Origin of the sequence: Streptomyces sp. 3211.6 (assembly GCF_003634815.1) — a bacterium.
Classification (GTDB): Bacteria; Actinomycetota; Actinomycetes; order Streptomycetales; family Streptomycetaceae; genus Streptomyces; species Streptomyces katrae_A.
Genome location: NZ_RBXC01000001.1, coordinates 297,548 through 318,242 on the forward strand (window position 1 = coordinate 297,548; position 20,695 = coordinate 318,242).

A 20,695-nucleotide genomic window follows, 5' to 3' on the forward strand; every position below is an offset into this window, starting at 1 on the left:
CTGCCGGCGGCCATGTCTTCCTCTCGGCGCACCGGGGCGTCGACGGGGCGTGCGCCTCCGGCCGCGCGCCTGTATCCGGACGGGCCGTCCGGGTGCTGCGGCCTTCCCGGGAACGTCCGGCCGGCCGGGCGCGGCAGGCCTGGGTCGGCCCGTGGGTCACAGCCAGCCGTTGCGCTGGGCCTGGAGGGCCAGCTGGAAGCGGTTTTCGGCTCCCAGGCGGGCCATCAGGATCTGCAGGCGGCGGAAGAAGGTGCGGCGGCTGATGCCCAGTTCGCGGGCGATGACCTCGTCGCCCGCGCCACCGGCGAGGAGGCGGAGCAGGCGGCGGTCGGCCGGCGGCAGGCCGGCCGGGCGGGTGGCGCGGCCGTGGAAGGGCAGGGCCTGCTGCCAGGTCTGCTCGAACAGGGCGACCAGGGCCGAGAGCAGGCCGCACGGCTGTACCACCAGCGTCGTGTTGTGCACGTCGGCCTCCCTGATCGACAGGGACACCAGCGCGTACGCCTCGTCGATGATCATCAGCTTGACCGGGACGGTCGGCGCCACCCGGGCCTGCTCGCCCGCCTCGATGCACGGCTCGATGGCCGTCTCCAGCCGCCCAGGCACCTCCAGTGACGCCTTCGAGTAGACGACCCGCTGCGTCACTCCGCGGGCGAGGGTCGCCAGCGCGTCGTCGAGGGCTTCGGTCTGCGGGACGTAGGGCGGCGATTCGAGCTGGCGGATCTGCTCGCGGGCACTGGCCCAGGCCTGGCGGAGCCTGGGGCCGACGGCGTCACCGGTGACGACTTCGACCAGGTTGTCGTCGCGGGCCGTGAGCCGCCGGCGGCGGAACGATTCGAATGCGCCGCCCACGGCGATGCGGGAGGCCTCCAGCTCGGCCGCGCGGCGCCTGGCCAGGATCTCCAGGCCGGCGGCGGGAGGGACCGGCGCCGCCACGTCCGCGCCCTCCTCGGCGGCGGCGGCCAGCCCGGCGTCCACCAGCTCCCCGTACGCCCTGGCGAATGCCGTGGCCTCCAGCCCGGCCGCCCGCCGCAGCTTGGCGAGCGGGGCGGGGGCCAGTTCCAGGAGTGACCGGTAGACGCGGCCCGCTGCGGGGCCGATCCCCAGCATCCGCAGGGCCTCGTCCAGTTTCGCGTTCGCCATGCACCGCATTATCGACGACCAGGGGGCGGCTGTGGCCGATCGGTGCCACTGGCACGGCAGGGCCTCCGGAGGACGTGCCGCCGCAGTACCGTCCGGGCATCGCCGGGGGCTCCCGGCAGCCGAAACCGTCCGGAAGAAGGTGCACGACGTGGCGAACGGTCGCAAGAACGGCCTCTACTCGGAGATCTCCGAGGAACTGTCCGCTCTGATGAAGACGGGCTGGGCGGACACCGAACGGCACGACCTCCCGACCGACGCGCAGGCCCCGTACGCGGCCCTGCGCCGCGCCGCCCTCTCCGCGCTCTTCCCCGGCGAGCGGCTGGTGGTCCCGTCCGGCAACCTCAAGACCCGCTCGAACGACGACCCCTACCCGTTCCGCCCGTACTCCGGCTACGTCCACATGACCGGGGACCGGGCCCGCGACGGCGCGCTCGTCCTCGAACCCCGCCCGGACGGCGGCCACGACGCCTCCTGCTACCTGCTGCCGCGCGACGGCCGGGACACCGACGAGTTCTGGCTGGGCTACACCGCCGAGCTGTGGATGGGCCGCCGGCGCTCCCTCGCCGAGTCGGAGCGCGTGCTCGGGCTGTCCTGTCGCGACGTCCGCACGGCGGTGGGCGACCTGGCGGCCGCGCCCGACGTGCCCACGCGCATCGTCCGCGGCGTCGACCCGGCCCTGGAGGCCGCGGTCACCACCGACGCCGGACGCGACGCCGAGCTGGAGGAGGCGCTGAGCGGGCTCCGCCTCGTCAAGGACGACTGGGAGATCGGCGAGATGCGCAAGGCGGTCGACTCCACCGTGCGCGGCTTCACCGACTGCGTCGGCGAGCTCTCGCGGGCGGTCGCCTCCTCCGAGCGGTGGATCGAGGGCACCTTCTTCCGCCGGGCACGGCTGGAGGGCAACTCCGTCGGATACGGCTCGATCTGCGCCGCGGGCGAGCACGCCACGATCATGCACTGGACCGACAACGACGGGCCGGTGCGTCCCGGCGACCTGCTCCTGCTGGACGCCGGTGTGGAGACCCACACCCTCTACACCGCCGACGTCACCCGCACCCTGCCCGTCGACGGCACGTTCACGCCCGTGCAGCGCAGGGTGTACGAGGCGGTGTACGAAGCCCAGGAGGCGGGCTTCGCCGCCGTGAAGCCGGGGGCCGCGTACCGCGACTTCCATGTGGCGGCGCAGCGGTACCTCGCGGAGAAGCTCGTCGAGTGGGGCTTCATCGAGGGCCCGGCGGACCGCGCGTACGAGCTGGGTCTGCAGCGCCGTTTCACGATGGCCGGCACCGGCCACATGCTCGGCCTGGACGTGCACGACTGCGCCCAGGCCCGCACCGAGGAGTACGTCGAGGGCGTGCTGGAGCCGGGCATGGTGCTCACCGTGGAGCCGGGCCTGTACTTCCAGCCGGACGACCTCACGGTGCCCGAGGAGTGGCGCGGCATCGGCGTCCGGATCGAGGACGACCTGCTGGTGACGGCCGACGGCCACGAGAACCTGTCCGCGGGCCTGCCGCGCTCGGCGGACGAGGTCGAGGCGTGGATGGCCCGCGTGGCGGGCTGACCGGCGGCCGGCGGCGTCAGTGGCCGGTGCCGGCCTTGACCACCGCGACGGCCGTTCCGATCGCCGCGTCGATCACACCGGCGAGCAGGGCGAGGGCCGTTCCTCCGCCCATCCGGATGCCGCCGTAGCAGCCCCACCCGAACAGGGTGGCGACGTTGACCCCGGCCGCCGTGTACAGCGCCGTCCTCAGTTCCATCGCGCCCAGTGCCGAGACGCCGATCAGGAGGAGCGGGCCCACGGCCGACAGCAGCAGGGGGCTGCTGACGAAGAGCATGACGCGCAGGTCCCGTCCCCGGGCGAGGGCGCCGTGCGTGACGCGGTGGGCCTGCTGGTCGGCGACGAGCGCGGCCAGCCACAGGCCCACTGCGGCGGTCGCGACCGTGGCCGCGGCACCGGCGGCGTCCGGATGACCGGTGCCCGCGAGGCCGATGACGACGGAGATCATGGTGATCGTCGCGTAGAGCCGCTCCTTGAGGTGCGCCGTGACCGTCGCCGTACCCACCGCGTCCGCCACCCGTTCCGCCACGGGACCCACCGTAGGGTGCGGCCGCGGCGGGCCGGCGGAGCAACACCCCGGGGCCGGCCGGCCACCCCGGGTGCCCCGGGTGCCCCGGCTTCAGGGGCCGTCGGCGCCTGAAGCGGGGTTGCGGCGGCGGTCGCTGCTGCGGCGCAGCCCGTCGGTCTTGCGCACCAGGACGTCGATCCGGTCCGCGAGGGCGGGGTCGTCGGGGCGGACGTGCGGTCCGGCGGCGGCCAGCGGGCCGAGCAGGTCGGCCGGGTCGCTGCCCGAGAGCGCTTCGCGGACCTCTCCGAGCGAGGCGCGCCCGGGCGAGCCCGGGGCCGCGAGGTCGGCCAGCGCGGTGACCTGGCCGGCGAGCTGGCGCAGGTCGGCGGCGTGGTCGCGGGCCCAGGCGTCGACGGTGCGCTGGGCGGCACGGGAGTCTCGGGTGGCCTGCACGCGCTGTTCGCCGGTGCTGCCGGCGGCGCCGGGCCGCAGCCGGAGGTAGCGGCGTTCGGCGGCCTGGCGGCTGGCGACGCCGAGCGGGCCGGCGAGGTCGGCCCAGCTGGCGCCGGCGTCCCGGGCGGTCTCGATCAGGCCGGACTCCCAGCCCGCGAGCCGTTCGCGGACCTCGCGCAGCAGGAGGAGCGCGGCGAGGGCGGCCGCCGGGTCGGCCGGCACGTCCGCGTCGTGCGCGTGGGCGCCTGCCATGGCCCGGTCTATCGCGCCGAGCGCCGCCGCGGCCGCGAAGAAGGAAGAGGGCGGGCCGGGCGGCCTGGCCTCGTCGGATGCAGGGGGCGGGACCACGGCGCCTCCGGAGGTTGTGGGACCTGGTGATGACCGCCGGGCAGTCCGACGCGTCATCCATTGGATGCCAGATCGGGTTGTCATCGTTTCGATGACATGTTACAACAGTGGTACCTGAAGCGCACTGGCACCCTTTGCAGACACATCAGGAGGTTCCCATGCTGATGCGCACCGATCCCTTCCGTGAGCTCGACCGCCTCACCCAGCAGATGATGGGACCGGGTACGTGGTCGAGGCCGTCGGCGATGCCTATGGACGCCTACCGCGACGGCGACGCCTATGTGATCGCCTTCGACATCCCGGGTGTGGCCAAGGACGCGATCGAGATCGACGTCGAGCGGAACATGCTCACCGTCAAGGCCGAGCGCCGGCCGACCGCGAAGTCGGAGCAGGCCCAGATGGAGCTCTCCGAGCGGCCGCTCGGGGTCTTCTCCCGGCAGATCGTCCTGGCCGACACCCTGGACACCGAGCACATCTCCGCCGACTACGAAGCGGGCGTGCTGACCCTGCGGATCCCCATCGCCGAGCGCGCCAAGCCGCGCAAGATCGCCATCGGCGACGGCAGCGTCAAGCAGATCAGCAGCTGACCGTTCCGGCGGCCCGCCCCAGGGCACCCCGCGGTCGGCCGGGAGGCGGAGGGACGTCCCCCTCCCCCTCTGCCTCCCGGCGCCGCCCGCACCCGCTACAGGACGCTCCACCTGCGGAGGCACGCGCCATGACCTTGCGCTGGGACGCCTTCATCGAGCACATTCAGGAGCGCGGCGCATACACCTCCCGCGCGGAGGCCGACCGTGCCGCCCGGGTGGTCCTCGCCCTCCTGGGCGCCCACCTCGTCGGGGAGGACCGGGCGCGGGTGGCCGCCCGCCTGCCCGAGACGTACGCGCTCATCCTGCTCAACCCGCTGCCCGCGCACGAGCCCCTGGACGCGCGGCGGTTCGTCCGCGCGACCGCCGCGTGGATCGACGGGGCCACCGAGAACACCGCCCGCTGGGACGTCAGCGCCGTGCTGTCGACCGTCGCCGACGCCGTGGACGAGGAACTGCTGCAACGCGTCCTCCTCCAGCTCCCGCCCGGCTACGACCTCCTCTTCGGCCGCCCCCGCTCCGACTGACACCCTCCCCGTCCGCCGCGCCCCGTGGGCCTGCGGCTCCGAAGCCCTGCCCACCGGAAGGCGCTGATACGAAAGGCAGAGCCAGACACCATGTTCGACCAGGCCGAACTCCACCGGCCCGCGCCGGTGATGACGTACGAGCAGATGCTGGAAGCCGTGCGTTACGAGGGCGCCTACCCCGACACCGGGCGCGCGGCCGAAGCGGTCCACCACGTCCTGGCCGGGCTCGGCCGACGACTGACCGGGGACGAACGCGTCGACCTCGCCGCCCGGCTCCCCGCCGAGGCCGCCCTCACCCTGACCACCCAGGTCCCCGCCTTCGACACCCTCACCGGCTGGGGCTTCGTCAAAGACCTGGCCTCCCGCACCGGCACCAGCCAGGCCGTCGCCCGCTGGGACACCGGTGCCGTCCTCGCCGTCGTGGCCCGCATCGCCGGCCCCGACCTCCTCACGCGCATCCTGCGCACCCTCCCCAGCGGATACGCCCTGCTCTTCGGACAGGCCGAACTCGCCGTCCGGCCAGGGTGACCGGAGAGGGACGAGCCGGCTGTGAGGCTCAGGCCGGGGCGGCGGTCCAGGCGGTCGTCAGTCCGTCGAGCCACGCCGGCGGCAGCTCCGCGGCCTCCCACTGCTCCCGCAGCGCCCCGGGGGAGGCGATCAGCCGTTCCAGCACGGCGATGCTCGTCACCGAGTGGAGGAGGGAGTAGCGGCCGTGCACCACGGTGGCGCTGTCGGGTCCGTACGCCGCGAACAGCCGCTCGAGCCGGCTGCGGTGGAGCGCGGCGAACTCCGTCAGCCGTCCGGCGTAGCCGGCCCGCTCCCGGGGGCTCATCGTCCCGAGGACGGCGACGAGCACTTCTTCGGTCACCTCCGGGTCCAGCTCCGAAGCCGGGGTGAACGACAGGTAGAGGGGGGTGAGCGCGACCTTGGCCCGCTCCACTTCCATCCGCCGGGCCCGGGGGTGCCCACCGGCCCCGCCCTGGTCCCCCTCCGGTCCCGTGACCCCCGCCAGGGTGCGCTCGGCCACGGCGCCGAGCTCCTCCAGCAGGGCCTCGGCGCCGTCGAGCCAGCCCGACCGGTACTCCTCGCCCTTGTCCCCCGGGACGGTCCGGCCGGCGCCGTCGAGTTCCGCGTGCGCGAGAGCCAGGGCGCCCGCCTCGACGAGCCCGATCAGCTGGCGCGCGTCACCGGAGGGGACCCCCGCCCGGGCGAGGAGCTGCAGCAGCGTCGTCCTCGCGTTGTCGACGCTGACTTCGTCCGGCCATGGCCGTGCCTCGTGGGCCGCGCTCATCGGCTCCTCCTCCTCACCCGGTAGTGAAGTGTCTACAAAGAGATCGCTCCCTGCAACGTCCGACGTCCGCGGGGCCCGCCGCGTTCCCGAGCGTATGCCCCGCGCACCGGCACGGTCAGGCGAGGCTCCACGACCACGTCCCGTCGGCGGTGACGAGGCAGGCGAGGACGACCAGGTCGGCCACGCCCAGGGCGATGCCCAGGCGGGCGCGGCCGGGCCTGCGGGTGCGCCGCCGCAGGGCGACGACGCCGAGGACGACGGCGACCGGGCCGAGCAGCAGGTTCGTCACGAGCAGTCCGACGAGGCCCAGGACGAATGCCGTCACGGCCATCGCATCGGCGTCGCGCCGGGCACGGGCGGGGGCGGGGGCCGCGCCCCGGGCGCTCGCCTGCGACCGGTCGCGGGAGCGGGAGTGCGGAGCCGCTTCGGCACGGGCACGGCGCTTGTCTTCGGTCCGCGTGTTCACCGCGCACCCCCGTGCACCCGGCCGGCCCGCGCGGGGCGGCGGCGGCCCGAGAACCGCTCGCGGGCGGCGAACACGGCGAGCCACAGGGCGATGGCGAGGCCTGCGCCCACGCTGACGGGCACGGGGACGTGGACCACGGCACCGAGCACGACTCCGAGCACCAGCAGGGCACCTACGAGGAAGAGCATGGTTTCGTCCTTCCATTCAGGTAACAGTTGTGCACTGACTACCCAGTCTAATTGGCTTCATGCTGGCGCAGCGCGAGTGTGACGCGCTTGACTGCGCGTCATGACCTTGCACACCACCGGAGTCCGCGAGATGCAGCGCCGCCGCACCCGACGGGCCCTGCTCGACGCGGCCCTCTCGGAGCTGGAGGAGCGCAGCCTCGGCAGCCTGGGCCTCAGGGAGGTCACCCGGGCCGCCGGCGTCTCCCCCACCGCCTTCTACCGGCATTTCCGGGGCATGGACGAACTCGGGACCGCACTCGTCGAAGAGGCCCTGGCCAGCCTGCACGTGACGGTACGGGGGATGCTGGCCGCGACCGGTGACGCCGAGCGGCGCGGCGACGCCGCGGTGCGGCTGGTCGCCGCGCTGGTGCGCAGCAGGCCCGGGCACGTCCGCTTCCTGGTCCGCGAGCGCCACGGCGGGGTCCCGGCGGTGCGCGAGGCCATCGCCGCCCAACTCGACGCCTTCGCCGACGAGATCGGTGCCGTCCTGCGTGCGGATCCCGGCGGCGCCGGCTGGACTCCCGACGACGTGCGGATGCTGGCCCGGCTGCTGGTCGACCACATGTTCATGACGGCGTCGGCGTTCCTCGCGGCCTCGCTGCGGGGCGAGGACTGGTCGGCCGCCGCCGCCACCGCCCGGGCCCAGCTCCGGCTGATCCATCTGGGGCGGGCGCACTGGAGGGCGTGACCCGCCGGGGATGGCCACCGGGCGCCGGCGCGGCGGGGGCGGGCGGGCCGGTACCGCTCAGCAGTCGCGGCCGCCGGGGCGGGCAGCGCGTGTGGCGTCGTGCAGGCGGCGCCGGCCCTCCTCGCCGCGGGACCACATGAACGCCCTCGGCGCACGGGGCACTTGGTTGCTCCACTCGCGGAACTCCATGACGGCCACCACGTCGGACATCCTCCACCCCAGCATCGGCCCCGACGCTTCGGCGACCTCGGTGAGGCCGTCCAGTCGGCCGGCCACGGCGTGGCCGTCGGCTTCGATCGGCCAGGGGTCCCATCCCGCGACCGCGTCCATGACGGCGTGGGACTCGATCAGGTGCGTCGTCGAGGAGGCGATCTCCCGGAACACTCCGTCGCCGGCCTCCACTCCCACGCGCCCGTCGGTGTGGGCGAGGTAGCGGACGGGGCTGGAGACGAGCTCTCCGGTCCACTCGAAGTACCAGCCCCCCGCCGGATCCGGCCACACGGCCGTACCCAGGTCCCAGTTCCACTCCGAGGCGCTTTCCCGCTGCTCGCCGGGGACTCCCGGAGTGCTGCGCCGGACCGTGTAGCGCAGCCCGCCGAGCCTCTGCGCGAAGCCCTCACGAGCGGTCACCAGCTCCAGCGGGGCGGGGACCCGCCGGCCGGTGCCGGTGCGGTCGGGGACCGTCAGCAACTCCGTCGGGATCCGGGGGCCTGCCGGCTCCTGGCGGCGGCCGGTGCGCTCGAGCAGCTTGCGGGCGAGCGGCGAGAGACCGGGGTGGTGGTCCTCAAGGAGGTGCATGTGTTCTTTTCCGTCGGGCGGCTTCTCCGGCGGGCCCCACGTTAGCGAACGGCCAGGGCGCAGGACACGCCGCGGGCCGGGCGCCGGTAGCAGGTGCGGCCCCTTCGGTGCAACGGGCTGGGCATACAGGCTGTACCGGGGCATGTGGACCGCCGCACCATTCTCCGGGGGTGGACGCGGCGCCTACGGTCAAGGACGCCCCGGTGCCGCGTCCACCTGCGCGGATGGACGGCCGGCTCCGCGGTCCGGCGATCGAGTCGGTCCTGTGTTCCTCCGTATCCGTACAGGGAGCCGCCATGTTCATGCGTGAGACACGGCCGCGGCGGGCGTCTTCCGCCGGGGCGAGGGGCCGGCGCGGGCAGCGGCGCGGGCGGACGGCCGCGGTGGCCGCGGCGGTGGCCGTGGCGGCGGGGGCGGTGCTCGTCACCCCCGCTCCGGCCGCCCGGGCCGCCGTCTCGCTGGAGAAGGCCGGCGACTTCGGGCCGAACCCTGGTGCGCTGAACATGTACGTCTACCGGCCCGCCGGTCTGCCCCGGAACGCGGCCGTGGTGGTGGCGCTGCACGGCTGTACGCAGAGCGCCCAGGTCTACGCCGACAACTCCGGGCTGAGCACGTTCGCGGACCGGTACCACTTCCTCCTCGTGTTCCCCGAGACCACGCCGGCCAACAACGGCAACCGGTGCTTCAACTTCTTCGAACCCGGCGACAACCGCCGCGGGCAGGGCGAGGCCGCCTCGATCCGGCAGATGGTCGCGGCGGTGGCGGCCGGCTACGGGACCGACCCGGCCCGCGTCTACGTCACCGGGCTTTCTGCCGGCGGTGCCATGACCGCCGTGCTGCTCGCCGCCTACCCCGACGTGTTCCGGGCCGGTGCCGTCGTCGCAGGCATCCCCTACGACTGCGCCGGCACGGTGGCCGCTGCCTACACGTGCATGAATCCGGGCGTGGACCGCACCCCGGCGGTCTGGGCCGACAGCGTCAGGAACGCCCATCCCGGCTACGGCGGGCCCTGGCCGAGGGTGGCCGTCTGGCACGGGGACCGCGACACGACGGTCGTCCCGGCGAACGCCGACGAGCTGCGCGACCAGTGGACCGCCGTGCACGGCCTGGGCCAGGTCCCGGACCGCACCTCCACCATCGGCCCGGACGGGACCCGCCGCGAGCAGTACCTGGCGGCCGACGGGAGCGTGGCCGTCGAGGTGGACCGGGTGCCCTCCATCGGGCACGGCACGCCGGTGGACCCGGGAACGGGCCCCCAGCAGTGCGGCGCCACGGGGACGGCCCACTTCATCCGGTCGGTCTGCTCCAGCTACTGGATCACCGGCTTCTTCGGCCTGGACGGCTCGGGTCCGGGGGCCGGGGACCTGCCCGCCCCGGGCGGGCTGTCCCTCACCGGTGCCACCGACACCTCGCTCACCCTGGCCTGGAACGGCGTCGGCGGAGCCGCCTCGTACGCGGTGTACCGCGACGGGGTCCGGATCGCGACGCCCGGCGGGCCCCCGTTCACCGACACGGGTCTGAGCCCGGGCAGCACCCACACCTACAGCGTGGCGGCCCGGGACGGCGCCGGCGCCGAAGGGGCCCGCTCGGCCGGGATCAGCGCCTCGACCACGGGCGTGTCACCGAGGTGCTGGACGGCGGACAACTACCAGCAGGTCCGGGCAGGACGCGCCACCACGGACGGCGGTCACGCCTACGCCAAGGGCTCGCACCAGGACATGGGCCTCTACAACACCTTCACCACGCACACCCTGAAGGAGTCGCCGGCCGGATATTTCGTCCTCGCCGACGGCGCCTGCCCCTGATTCCCCCTCCCCTGACTCCCCTCCCCCATACACACGGCCCGCAGGAGGTACCCGTGCACCTTTGCGCACCGGCGGCGCAACGACCACCACGACCCCGGCCCCGTCGCAGCTCACGCTTCGTCCCGCTGCGCAGGGCTTTCGCGGCGGCGGCCGCGTTGGTGACCCTCGCCGCGGGGCCCGCAGCCGCCGGGGACCGCGGCGCGGCGGCCCCGGCGGACGGTCACTGTGCCGGGATGTCGCGGCTGAAGGTGCCCGGAGCCGAACTCCAGGTCCCGGCCTGCCTGGACGAGCTGACCACGGCCGGGACCGTCGCCTCGGGACACACCGACCCGGCCGACTGGGCGGGGCTGACCCCGGCCGGTCTGAGCGTGCCGAGCGGCGTACCGGGGATCCAGGTCGACGGATACTTCCCGGACTCCTCCACCGGCAACACCGATCACGGCTGGAACCACGACTCCCAGTTCGTGATCCGCCTGCCGGACCACTGGAACGGCGGCCTGGTCGTCACCGGCTCGCCCGGGCTGCGCGAGCAGTACGCCAACGACCGGGCCATCGGCGACTGGGTCCTGGCCCGCGGATACGCCTTCGCGGCGACCGACAAGGGCAACACGGGCACCGCCTTCTACCGCGACGGCAAGGCACCGGGGGATGCGATCGCCGAGTGGAACGCACGGGTCACGCAGCTCAACCGCGCGGCCCGCGCCGTCGTCGCCCAGCGCTACCTGCGGCCGCCCTCCCGCACCCTCGCCACCGGTATGTCCAACGGCGGCTACCTGGTGCGCTGGCAGCTGGAGAACCATCCCGAGCTGTACGACGGCGGCGTGGACTGGGAGGGCACCCTCTGGCGGGAGCAGGGGCCGAACCTGCTCACCTTCCTGCCGCCGGCCCTCGCCGCCTACCCCCGCTACGCCGCGGGAGGCGCGGGGGCGGAGCAGGCCCGTCAGGAGCTGCTCGCCGCCGGATTCCCGGCCGGATCGGAGTTCCTGTGGCCCTTCCACCACCAGTACTACTGGGACCTGACCCAGCGGATCTACCGCGAGGAGCTGGACCCCGGCTATGACGGCCGGCAGGAGGCGGGGACCCCGTTCTGCGCGCCGGGCACCCCCGCCTGCGACGCGGACTACGACTACCGCCTGCGGCCCGGGAGCGTTCACGAGGCGGTGGCGAAGATCTCGCTGACGGGCCGCATCGGCAAGCCCCTCATCACGCTGCACGGCACGCTGGACGTCCTGCTGCCCATCAGTCAGGACTCCGACGTGTACGCGCGGATGGTCGCCGACGCGGGCCGCGGCCCTCTGCTGCGGTACTACCGGATCGAGGGAGGAACACACGTCGACTCCTTGTTCGACGCCTTCCCCGGCGAGCTCCGTCCCCTCGTCCCGTGTCACCGCTCCGCCCTGGCCGCCCTGGAAACCTGGCTCGGCCGCGGTGTGCCGCCGCCGGCCGGCCGCACGCTGCCGCGTCCGCCCGCCGGCGAGGACCCGCTCACGAGCTGCCCGCTCACCGCGTAGCCGCGGATCCGGACGGGCCCGGGGGCCGGTCCGGGCGTCAGGTGGGCGGGGCGGCGGGGAATTCGGGGGCGGGGCGGGTGGCGTAGCGGGCCATGGCGGTGACGTGCGCCTGCGGGGTCAGCGGGTGTCCGCCGGCGAGCATGCCCTGGAGGTCGCGGAAGTACTGTGCGTACCGGCCGGGGGTGAACGTGCTGAGCATGACGGCCGGCTCGTCGGTGACATTGGCGAAGGTGTGCGGGGCGCCGGGCGGGACCACGACGAGCGTGCCGGCGGGCGCGTCGTGGCTGTCGGGGCCGACGGTGAAGCGCACGGTGCCGGAGAGGACGTAGAAGCCCTCGTCGTGCTCGGCGTGGCGGTGTTGCGGCGGTCCGGGGGTGTGCGGGGCGAGGACGGACTCGGCGAATCCGATGCGGTGCCCCGTGGTGCCGCCGTCCTCCAGGATGCGCATCACGGTGGTGCCCAGGACGATCTCCTCCCCCTGGCCGGGGAGGACCACGGACACGGCGGGGTCGGCCCCGGGGTGTCCGGCAGGTGCGTGTGCTGTCATGTTCCGATTGCAGCTCCGGGGCCCGGTGCCCGTCCAATACCGTCTGGAGGGTCCCGATACCGGCTGGGTATCGTGGCCGGTCATGGAGCTGAGAACGCTGGTCTATTTCGTCGCCGTCGCCGAGGAGCTCCACTTCGGCCGGGCCGCCGCCCGGCTGCACATGAGCCAGCCGCCGCTGAGCCGGGCCGTCAAGCGGCTCGAAGCGGACGTCGGGGCCGTCCTGCTGGACCGCTCGGCCGGCGGCGTCGCGCTCACCGCGGCCGGGGCGGCGCTGCTGGACGAGGCGCGCGCCCTGCTGGAGCGGGCCGAGCGGGCGCGGGTGCGGGTGGCCGCCGCGGCCGGCGCCGGCACCCTCACGGTCGGCATGCTGAGCGACCAGGCCGACCCGGGCGCCCGCCGGCTGGCCGCCGCGTACCGGCGGCGCCATCCGGGTGTGGAGGTCCGCGTCCGCGAGACCGGCCTGGCCGATCCGACGTGCGGACTGCGGGCCGGGCTCGTCGACGTCGCCCTGACCCGCGGGCCGTTCGACCGGACCGGTCTGACGGTGCGTGAGCTGCGCGCCGATCCCGTGGGGGTGCTGCTGCGCGCGGACGACCCGCTGGCGGGCAGGGCCCGCCTGGAGCTGCCCGAGCTGGCCGGCCGCCGCTGGTTCCGGTTCCCCCCGGGCACCGATCCGCTCTGGCAGGCCTACTGGAACGGTGGCGAGGAACGCGAGGGGCCCGTCGTCCGGGCGGTGCAGGAGTGCCTTCAGGTCGTGCGGTGGAACGGGACCGTCGGCCTGGCCCCGCTCGGGCACGCCCCGCCCGAGGGGCTGGTCCTGGTGCCGCTGGCCGACATGGCTGCGAACCCCGTGGTGGTGGCCTGGCAGCGGGGCGAGACGAACCCGCTGGTGACGGAGTTCGCCCGGATCGCCGTGGCGGCGTACCGGGGGTGAGGGGCGGGCGGGGGCGGTTACGAGTCGTGTCCGTGCTCCTCGTTCCCTTCCTTGTCCCGTTCCTTGGTCGGCCCCCTGTTCCGCTCCTTGCTCCGCTCCTTGTTCCGTTCCTGCCGGTCCCGGAGCTCCTGCGGTGTCCTGCCCCCAACGAGCCTGCTTGCCTCGGGGTGCACGGGGTCCGGGCCGGGGTGGGCGCTGGTCTGCTCCTCGCGGCCGATGCCGGGGGCCTGCCGCTTCTTCTCCATGCCGCCGGCCGCTTCCGCTTCGTGCCGTGTGCCGCCGTCCATGACGCAGCTCCTTTCGTCGACCGGTGGCGTATACCCACATCGAGCCGCCCCACGTCCGCGGCCTGCGGCCCGCGGCCGACCCGAATACGGATGAAGGTGATGAAAAGCACTGATAGGAGGGGCCTCCACTGGGTAGGCCGTGTGGGTACGAGGCCGGAGCGGCGATACGGAGGAGCGAAGGATGTCGAACGAGCGAGCGGGGCAGCGGGCGCGGGCGGAGGACCTGGTCGACGTGTCGCGGCTGGTGACCGCGTACTACGCCCTGCACCCGGACCCCGCCGATCCGGCCCAGCGCGTGAGCTTCGGTACCTCGGGGCACCGCGGGTCGTCCCTCGCCACCGCGTTCAACGAGGACCACATCGCCGCGACGAGCCAGGCCATCTGCGAGTACCGGGCCCGGCAGGGCGTGAACGGGCCGCTGTTCCTCGGGGCCGACACGCACGCGCTGTCCGAACCGGCCCGGGTGACGGCGCTCGAGGTGTTCGCGGCCAACGACGTGGACGTCCTGATCGACACGGCGGACGGCTACACCCCGACGCCCGCCGTCTCCCACGCCATCCTCACCCACAACCGCGGACGCACCGGCGCCCTGGCCGACGGGGTGGTCGTCACTCCCTCGCACAACCCTCCGGGTGACGGCGGGTTCAAGTACAATCCGCCCCACGGCGGACCTGCCGGATCGGACGCCACCGGCTGGATCCAGGACCGGGCCAACGAGATCATCGCCGGCGGCTCGAAGGAGGTCCGCAGGCTCCCGTACGCGCGGGCCCTCGCGGCCCCGGCCACCGGGCGGTACGACTTCCTCGGGGCGTACGTCGGCGACCTGCCCTCCGTACTGGACCTGGACGCCGTCCGAGCGGCCGGCGTGCGCATCGGCGCCGACCCGCTCGGCGGCGCGTCGGTCGCCTACTGGGGGCGCATCGCCGAGGAGCACCGCCTCGACCTGACCGTCGTCAACCCGGAGACCGACCCCACCTGGCGGTTCATGACCCTGGACTGGGACGGGAAGATCCGTATGGACTGCTCTTCCCCGTACGCGATGGCCTCGCTGATCGAGGACCGGGACCGGTTCGACGTCACGACCGGCAACGACGCCGACGCCGACCGGCACGGCATCGTGACCCCCGACGGCGGCCTGATGAACCCCAACCACTACCTCGCCACCGCCATCGACTACCTCTGCCGCCACCGCGCCGGATGGCCGGTCTCCGCGGGCATCGGCAAGACCCTGGTGTCCTCCGGGATGATCGACCGGGTGGCCGCCGACCTCGGCCGGGAACTGGTGGAGGTCCCGGTCGGTTTCAAGTGGTTCGTCGACGGCCTGGCCGGCGGCACTCTCGGCTTCGGCGGAGAGGAGTCCGCGGGGGCCTCCTTCCTCCGCCGCGACGGGTCCGTGTGGACCACCGACAAGGATGGCATCCTCCTCGCCCTGCTCGCCTCCGAGATCCTCGCGATCACCGGGCAGAGCCCGTCCGAGCGGTACGACGCGCTCACCGCCCGGTTCGGCGCGCCCGCCTACGCCCGCATCGACGCACCGGCCACCCGGGAGGAGAAGGCCGTCCTCAGCCGGCTGTCCCCGGAGCAGGTCACGGCCGACGCCCTGGCCGGCGACGCGGTGACCGGCGTGCTCACCAGCGCGCCGGGCAACGGGGCGGCGTTCGGCGGGATCAAGGTGACCACCGAACACGCCTGGTTCGCGGCCCGCCCCTCGGGCACCGAGGACGTGTACAAGATCTATGCAGAATCGTTCCGGGGCCCCGCGCACCTCGCCGAAGTCCAGGAAGCGGCGCGTTCGGTCGTTGCCGCCGCCCTGTCCTCCTGAACCGGAGCGGGGGGGCACATGGGGCGAGCCGCACGGCGCGCCGCTCGCTCCTCGGGTGCTGTCCGGGGTGGTTGCCGGGCCGCCCTCGGGGCAGGAGCGGCCACGGGAATCGGAAGAGGGGGTTTCATGTCCGACGAAACAGAGGCCGTGGTCGAGGCGGAACTCGAGCCGCACGAGCCGTCTCCGGGCGAGGTCGCGGCCCGCGACCGGGTACGGAGGGAGGCCGTCGGCATGACCCACCATCAGGCGGCGGCCGCGCTGGAGCGTGTCCAGGCCGCCTTCGACAGCGCGGCCGAGGCCGATGCGCCCCTGCGGGCGGCTCTGGCGGAGTGGCACCGGATCACCGGACTCCTCGCCGGTCACGGCGGGCCGTACACCCCCGAAGCCGACCCCTACGCCCAGGGCCAGCTGACCGCGCGCCACCGCTGACCCGGCCCGGCGGCGGAGCAGCATTCGGCGAGCTGTCCCCGGTCACGCGCCCCGCCAGCGCCGTTGACCGTCCTCAGGGCATGTGTGCCAGTACCTAGTGGGAGGCGCCTATTCCGGTGGATTCCGCGAACGCCCGGGAACCTGCATCCCCTGAAAATCCCGATGGGAAGCCTTCTTCCTGGAGGGATGATCTCCTCATGGACAGAATTGTTGATCTTGACGAGGCGGCCGTGGTTCTGGCCGGACGGGCGGTGGGCTGGCGGTCGGCCGGTCTCGAGGTGGGGCCGGTGACCTGGAGGGATGCCGAGGCCGTCTGGCCCCAGCCCCTGGAGACCGACAGGGCCCGGGTCCGCGATCCCGACTCGGTGGGCGTGGCCATGGTCGGGCCGGGAGAGGCCGAGCTGTCGGTCGTGCTGTTCCGGGGCGGGTGGGCCGATGTGGACTTCTTCGACGGCCTCGACGACTGGGGTCCCCTCCCGGCCTCGGACATCACCTCGGCGGTGGACTTCGAGGCCCGGATGGATCAGTGGGTCTCCCGTGTCTTCGGGGTCTGCGGCGGCGCCCGGTGAGTGCTGGTCCGGGTCGGTGAGGGTGTCGGTGGTGCCGCGGAGGAGCAGGGTGAACAAGCCGTCGACGGTGGCCGGCCCGGAACCGTGAGACCCCATCCGATGGTCTGGGTCTCGGATGCCCGCAGGTGCAGGTGGTGCGCCCACGCCGAAGGGCCGGTAGAAGCCGCCGGAGGGCCAAGGGCCGACCGGGTTCGCGGCCACGGATCAGCTGCGGTTCAGGTCGGTGTGCAGGACGTGGTGGTCCGAGTAGGGGCTGGGGCGGACGCGGTGGGTGTGCGGGGTGGGGCCGCGGAGGAAGACGTAGTCGAACTTGAGGTTCCAGTCGGTGGTCGGCGTACAGGGGGCGCCGGCCGTCGGCTCGGGGCGGCAGGCGGGGTCGGTGTCCGCGGCGAGGGGCCACATCGGGGCGAGTTCGGGCGCGGTCGGGACCGCGTTGAAGTCGCCGAGGACGATCGCGCGGTCGTGGCGGGCGACTTCCGCGGCGAGCACCCTCACCTGGCCCGCCCGTACCCCTCCCTGCCGGCGCTCGGCGAGGTGGGTGTTGAAGACGCGGACGGGCCGGCCGGCCACCAGTGTGGTGACGGCCAGGTAGCCGCGGTTCTCGGAGCCGCCGTCGGGGTAGGGGACGCTCTCCCGGTCCGTCATCGGCGCCGCGGACAGGATCGCCTGGCCGAAGCCGCCCGGCCGCCAGGGCAGGCCCCCGCAGCGGTTCCAGTTCCGCAGGACCGTTCCGTACTCGACGTGGTAGACCAGCCCGTAGACCTCCTTGAGGTAGGTGCGGATCTCCTCGACGTCTCGTACGCACGCCTCTTGCAGGCCGATGACCTGCGGGGCGGAGGTGGCGATCTCCGTCGCCCGGCCGAAGTTCCGTCCGCTCCCGCCGCACGGATTGCAGATGTTCCACGTGGCGACCCGTTCCGGTACGGCCTCCCCGGGGGCGTCGAACGGCAGCCGGCCGGCCAGGGAGGCCCCGCTGCTCGGCGCGGCACTGGGGCCCAGGAGCAGCAGCATGCAGACCGCGGCCATCACGCCCGCGGCCCACCGCGCGCCCCTTTCCCGCACCATCGCCGCCTCCCCGGAGTGGAACCACATGATCACACGGCGTCCTCGACGCACGATCGAGGTGCTGTCGCGGCGATCGGATCAGTCATGCATCGCGCCGCGGACGGCGAAGGCGGACGCGCCTTCGCGCACCACCCGGCCTCGTCGACGTTCACCAACCGCACACGTGGCCGACGCCCGAGCTGCCGCTCGCCGAGCCGGAGGCCCGGGCAACGGTCGTGGCAGCGGCGGACTCTCGCCAACTCATGCGAAACGATGGGAACTTGAAGCACTCATCAGTAACATCCGACCGGCCAGTGGCACTCCGTCCGAGAAGCCCCCCTCGAAAGGGTCTCCTGCATGCGCCGGACCTCCCGCTTCGCCCCCGTCGCCCTCGCCGCGGCGGCCCTGCTGCTCGGTGTCCTCCCCGTGCGGGCCGAGGCCCGGCCGGCGCGCGCCCCCGACCGCGTCACGGTCGGTGACCGTACCTTCATCGCCGACGGTCAGGGCCGTGCGCTGCAGTGGCGCGGCTTCAACCTCGCCGACAAGAGCGGCCGAGGCGCCGACGCGTTCGCCGACATCCACGAGAGCGACCTCAGGGACATGGCCGCCCGGGGCTTCAACCTGGCGCGCCTGGCGTTCTTCTGGGACGACCTCGAGCCCGCCCCCGGGCACTACGACCGCGGCTACCTGAGCAAGATGCGGCGGATCCTCGACTGGGCCGACCGCTACCACGTCAAGGTCATCCTCGATGCCCACCAGGACGTGTACGGGCCGCACTTCGGCTCCCGTGGCGTTCCCGACTGGGCCACCCGCGACGACGGACTGCCGTTCACGCCGGTACCCGAGGACTGGTTCTCCGAGTACTTCGAGCCGTCCGTGCAGGCCTCCTTCGACCACCTCTACAAGGACGCCGACCTGCGCGCCGCGCACGCCCGGATGTGGATGACGGTCGCCTCCGCCCTGGGCGGGCACCCGGCGCTGCTCGGATACGACCTGATGAACGAGCCGTTCGCGAAGTTCCTGGAGGGCGAAGACCTCCCCGCCGCCGCGGGCCGTTTCGAGGCCGGCGAGCTCACCGAGATGTGGAACCGCCTCGCGCGGGCGGTCCGCCTGGCCGACCGCACGTCGTGGGTGTTCGTCGAGCCCACCGTCATCGTCGGTCTCGGCGTGCCCACCCGGTTGGGACGCATCGACGACCCGCACGCCGGGTACGCGCCGCACTTCTACGAGACCGCGATGGAAACCGGCGGCGACTACGATCCCGACGGCACCTTCATCCCCGCCTACGAGGCCGCGATCGGCGACTATCCGGCCCGCAACCGCATGCCGGTGATCGTCGGCGAGTGGGGCGGCAACCCCTACGTTCCGCACGCCGCCCGGTTCGTCACCGACATGACGGCGTCCCTGGACCGCTTCTCCAGCGGCTGGACGTGGTGGCAGTGGTGCCGGGGCGGCGGCTACTGCTTCCTCGACCAGACGGGATCGGCGAAGCCCAACGCGCGGCTCCTCGTCCAGCCCTACGCGCCGGCCGTCGCCGGTGACCCGCTCGGCTTCGCCTACGACCCCGCCACGCGTACGTACGCGCTCACCTTCCGCACCCGTGACAACGCCCAGGGGCCCACCCTGATCAGCGTGCCCGAGGACACCTACCCCGCCGGATTCCGCATCACGGTCGAGGGCGGCAAGGCCAGGTGGAACGGCCACGGCCAGACCGTCACGGTGGACGCCCACGGCAAGGCCGGAACCACCTACAAGGTCACGGTCAGGCCGAAGTAGCGTCAGGCGAAGCGGCCGCTGCTCACCGGGCCCGAGGAACGGATCCGCTCGCGCGGGCCGTCCGCCCACAGCCCCGCCGCGCGGGTCGCGAACGCGGCCAGGGCGGCGTCCGGGTCCTCGGGGGTCTGCCCGTCGCCCTCCGGCGGGGCGGGGTCCGCCGCCAGGATCGCCTCGGCCAGTTCCTCCGCCGGCCGGCCGTCGGGCTCCCCTTGCCCGGGCCGGCCGTCCTCGGAGAGCCGCAGGCCGGGCTCCCACGGAGCGGTCACGCTCTGCACCAGCAGGGTGCAGACGTCGGCCGTCGCCCCGGGCGTCTCGGTCCAGCAGGTGGCGTGCTCGAAGAGCAGCTCGCCCGGCGCCCGCTCGGTCAGCGCGGCCACCGTGTCGGGGTCGCACGCGGTCAGGTCGTACGCGACCACCAGCACGTCCGGGGTGCCGGGCCGGTAGGGGGAGGCCGGGACACCGAGCAGCCGGGCCGCCGCCAGGCCGAGCGCCCGGCTGCCGCGGTCCGGCAGCAGGCCGACGGAGGCGGGCTTGCGGCCGGTGGCGTCCAGGACCGTCCGCAGCCGCTCCAGGCCGTGCCGGCAGGAGTCGAAGTCGTCCCGGAGGTAGGCCCAGCGGCCGGTCATGCCCTGGTCGTAACCGTGCGGGGAGAGGGTCAGGAGCAGCCCGCCGGTCAGCACGTAGTGCCAGCCGCGCAGGTCCTGGGAGCCCTTCGGCGTCAGGGCCGCGGCCCGGTCGAGCATCCGCCCGACGCGTCGGCCCGGACCGGCCCAGACGCCCTCGGGCTCCGACAGGCCGTCGAACACCTGCCGGGCCGTGTCGATGTGCCCGGCCATCAGCGCGTTGTAGACCGTCAGGTAGCGGTCAGGCCAGTCCTCCATGAGGGAGTCGTGTTCCCGCAGGAGTGCCAGGGCGTCGGAGTGGCGCTCGAGCTGCTCCAGTGACGTCACCAGTTCGAGGAGCACCCGCCGGGGCGCGAGCCGCGCATCGGTCCGGGCCTTGGACCAGCGGCGGAAGAGTCCCCCGGTGCGCTCCGGCGCGGCCGGCTGCGCCAAGGTCAGGCGCAGTGCCTGCCGCAGCGCGGGGGCGGCCAGGGCGGGGAGCCCGCGCTCGACGCACGCGTAGCCGAACCGGTACAGGCCCTCGGCCTCCGCGGGGCGTGCCGCCAGGTCTGCCGAGGCCTCGGCGAGGTCCGTGAATCCGGCGCCTTCGGCCAGCTTGGCCACCAGCGGGGCGATCTCTGCGGACGCGATCTCTTCGGCGGCGAGCCGCAGGGTCCGCATCGACTCCTGGGGGTCGCCGGATGCGAAGAGTTCCCAGGCCTTGGACAGTTCGCTGCTCATGTGTCTCCGGGGATCGGGGGCGAATCCCCTGGATGATCGC

The 20,695-nt window shown here is 73.9% G+C and carries 23 protein-coding genes; 12 read left to right on the forward strand and 11 right to left on the reverse strand.

Annotated features, from left to right (window positions below; translation table 11 throughout):
* Nucleotides 1-156 precede the first annotated feature (156 nt).
* Nucleotides 157-1,140, reverse strand: a complete 984-nt coding sequence (locus tag BX286_RS01555) for a helix-turn-helix transcriptional regulator (RefSeq protein WP_187344060.1) — start codon at nt 1,138-1,140, stop codon at nt 157-159.
* A gap of 148 nt (nt 1,141-1,288) precedes the next feature.
* Here BX286_RS01555 and BX286_RS01560 point away from each other — a divergent pair, with 148 nt between their 5' ends.
* Nucleotides 1,289-2,701, forward strand: coding sequence for an aminopeptidase P family protein (locus BX286_RS01560; RefSeq protein ID WP_121017478.1), 1,413 nt, complete (start codon nt 1,289-1,291; stop codon nt 2,699-2,701).
* Nucleotides 2,702-2,717: 16 nt separating this feature from the next.
* On the opposite strand, the gene BX286_RS01565 is transcribed toward BX286_RS01560, so the two are convergent.
* Together BX286_RS01565 and BX286_RS01570 are read right to left on the reverse strand one after the other, a co-directional pair.
* The gene (locus BX286_RS01565; RefSeq protein ID WP_261993297.1) at nt 2,718-3,227 is read right to left on the reverse strand and encodes a hypothetical protein; all 510 of its coding nucleotides are present in this window, start codon (nt 3,225-3,227) and stop codon (nt 2,718-2,720) included.
* Nucleotides 3,228-3,317: 90 nt separating this feature from the next.
* Nucleotides 3,318-4,064, reverse strand: a complete 747-nt coding sequence (locus tag BX286_RS01570) for a hypothetical protein (RefSeq protein ID WP_398898047.1) — start codon at nt 4,062-4,064, stop codon at nt 3,318-3,320.
* A 101-nt stretch (nt 4,065-4,165) separates the two neighbouring features.
* Here BX286_RS01570 and BX286_RS01575 point away from each other — a divergent pair, with 101 nt between their 5' ends.
* From BX286_RS01575 to BX286_RS01585, 3 genes are all read left to right on the forward strand, one after another.
* Entirely contained in the window at nt 4,166-4,594 is a 429-nt protein-coding gene (locus BX286_RS01575; protein WP_079431281.1) for an Hsp20/alpha crystallin family protein, read from the forward strand.
* 128 nt (nt 4,595-4,722) lie between these two features.
* Nucleotides 4,723-5,118, forward strand: coding sequence for a DUF2267 domain-containing protein (locus BX286_RS01580; RefSeq protein WP_079431280.1), 396 nt, complete (start codon nt 4,723-4,725; stop codon nt 5,116-5,118).
* A 90-nt stretch (nt 5,119-5,208) separates the two neighbouring features.
* Nucleotides 5,209-5,646 (forward strand): DUF2267 domain-containing protein, encoded by a 438-nt coding sequence (locus BX286_RS01585; protein WP_079431279.1) that lies wholly within the window; start codon nt 5,209-5,211, stop codon nt 5,644-5,646.
* 28 nt (nt 5,647-5,674) lie between these two features.
* On the opposite strand, the gene BX286_RS01590 is transcribed toward BX286_RS01585, so the two are convergent.
* The 3 genes from BX286_RS01590 to BX286_RS01600 form a co-directional block, all read right to left on the reverse strand.
* Nucleotides 5,675-6,409, reverse strand: a complete 735-nt coding sequence (locus tag BX286_RS01590) for a hypothetical protein (protein ID WP_079431278.1) — start codon at nt 6,407-6,409, stop codon at nt 5,675-5,677.
* Between the two features lie 115 nt (nt 6,410-6,524).
* A complete protein-coding gene (locus BX286_RS37290) occupies nt 6,525-6,875 on the reverse strand; it encodes a DUF4190 domain-containing protein (protein ID WP_121014374.1) in 351 nt (116 codons plus the stop codon).
* A complete protein-coding gene (locus tag BX286_RS01600; protein WP_079431276.1) occupies nt 6,872-7,063 on the reverse strand; it encodes a hypothetical protein in 192 nt (63 codons plus the stop codon). The genes BX286_RS37290 and BX286_RS01600 overlap by 4 nt, the downstream gene beginning before the upstream one ends.
* A 100-nt stretch (nt 7,064-7,163) precedes the next feature.
* On the opposite strand from BX286_RS01600, the gene BX286_RS01605 reads away from it, so the two are divergent.
* The gene (locus BX286_RS01605; RefSeq protein WP_100862106.1) at nt 7,164-7,790 is read left to right on the forward strand and encodes a TetR family transcriptional regulator; all 627 of its coding nucleotides are present in this window, start codon (nt 7,164-7,166) and stop codon (nt 7,788-7,790) included.
* 57 nt (nt 7,791-7,847) lie between these two features.
* On the opposite strand, the gene BX286_RS01610 is transcribed toward BX286_RS01605, so the two are convergent.
* Complete coding sequence (locus tag BX286_RS01610; protein WP_121014375.1) at nt 7,848-8,588, reverse strand: hypothetical protein; 741 nt, start codon at nt 8,586-8,588, stop codon at nt 7,848-7,850.
* Nucleotides 8,589-8,884: 296 nt separating this feature from the next.
* Here BX286_RS01610 and BX286_RS01615 point away from each other — a divergent pair, with 296 nt between their 5' ends.
* The gene (locus tag BX286_RS01615) at nt 8,885-10,393 is read left to right on the forward strand and encodes a PHB depolymerase family esterase (protein WP_398898052.1); all 1,509 of its coding nucleotides are present in this window, start codon (nt 8,885-8,887) and stop codon (nt 10,391-10,393) included.
* Nucleotides 10,394-10,626: 233 nt separating this feature from the next.
* Nucleotides 10,627-11,904 carry a 3-hydroxybutyrate oligomer hydrolase family protein gene (locus BX286_RS01620; RefSeq protein ID WP_100862108.1) on the forward strand — a complete coding sequence of 426 codons (1,278 nt, stop codon included), beginning with the start codon at nt 10,627-10,629 and terminating at the stop codon, nt 11,902-11,904.
* A 37-nt stretch (nt 11,905-11,941) separates the two neighbouring features.
* Here the strand turns inward: BX286_RS01620 and BX286_RS01625 are convergent, their stop codons facing one another.
* Nucleotides 11,942-12,451: a cupin domain-containing protein gene (locus BX286_RS01625; protein ID WP_079431273.1), complete on the reverse strand. Its 510-nt coding sequence runs from the start codon at nt 12,449-12,451 to the stop codon at nt 11,942-11,944.
* Nucleotides 12,452-12,533: 82 nt separating this feature from the next.
* On the opposite strand from BX286_RS01625, the gene BX286_RS01630 reads away from it, so the two are divergent.
* Nucleotides 12,534-13,385, forward strand: a complete 852-nt coding sequence (locus BX286_RS01630; RefSeq protein WP_121014376.1) for a LysR family transcriptional regulator — start codon at nt 12,534-12,536, stop codon at nt 13,383-13,385.
* Between the two features lie 17 nt (nt 13,386-13,402).
* Here BX286_RS01630 and BX286_RS01635 read toward each other — a convergent pair whose 3' ends face one another.
* Nucleotides 13,403-13,672 (reverse strand): hypothetical protein, encoded by a 270-nt coding sequence (locus BX286_RS01635; RefSeq protein ID WP_121014377.1) that lies wholly within the window; start codon nt 13,670-13,672, stop codon nt 13,403-13,405.
* A gap of 181 nt (nt 13,673-13,853) precedes the next feature.
* Here BX286_RS01635 and pgm point away from each other — a divergent pair, with 181 nt between their 5' ends.
* The 3 genes from pgm (at nt 13,854) to BX286_RS01650 (ending at nt 16,492) form a co-directional block, all read left to right on the forward strand.
* Nucleotides 13,854-15,494 (forward strand): phosphoglucomutase (alpha-D-glucose-1,6-bisphosphate-dependent), encoded by a 1,641-nt coding sequence (gene pgm, locus BX286_RS01640; protein ID WP_079431270.1) that lies wholly within the window; start codon nt 13,854-13,856, stop codon nt 15,492-15,494.
* A 126-nt stretch (nt 15,495-15,620) separates the two neighbouring features.
* The gene (locus BX286_RS01645; RefSeq protein ID WP_079431269.1) at nt 15,621-15,923 is read left to right on the forward strand and encodes a hypothetical protein; all 303 of its coding nucleotides are present in this window, start codon (nt 15,621-15,623) and stop codon (nt 15,921-15,923) included.
* Nucleotides 15,924-16,120: 197 nt separating this feature from the next.
* Nucleotides 16,121-16,492, forward strand: a complete 372-nt coding sequence (locus tag BX286_RS01650) for a hypothetical protein (protein ID WP_261993299.1) — start codon at nt 16,121-16,123, stop codon at nt 16,490-16,492.
* Nucleotides 16,493-16,696: 204 nt separating this feature from the next.
* Here BX286_RS01650 and BX286_RS01655 read toward each other — a convergent pair whose 3' ends face one another.
* Nucleotides 16,697-17,584, reverse strand: coding sequence for an endonuclease/exonuclease/phosphatase family protein (locus BX286_RS01655; RefSeq protein ID WP_261993606.1), 888 nt, complete (start codon nt 17,582-17,584; stop codon nt 16,697-16,699).
* A 309-nt stretch (nt 17,585-17,893) separates the two neighbouring features.
* Between BX286_RS01655 and BX286_RS01660 the strand changes: the two genes are divergently transcribed.
* Complete coding sequence (locus tag BX286_RS01660; protein WP_121014378.1) at nt 17,894-19,312, forward strand: cellulase family glycosylhydrolase; 1,419 nt, start codon at nt 17,894-17,896, stop codon at nt 19,310-19,312.
* Nucleotides 19,313-19,314: 2 nt separating this feature from the next.
* Here BX286_RS01660 and BX286_RS01665 read toward each other — a convergent pair whose 3' ends face one another.
* Nucleotides 19,315-20,655, reverse strand: coding sequence for a hypothetical protein (locus BX286_RS01665; protein WP_121014379.1), 1,341 nt, complete (start codon nt 20,653-20,655; stop codon nt 19,315-19,317).
* Between the last annotated feature and the right edge of the window lie 40 nt (nt 20,656-20,695).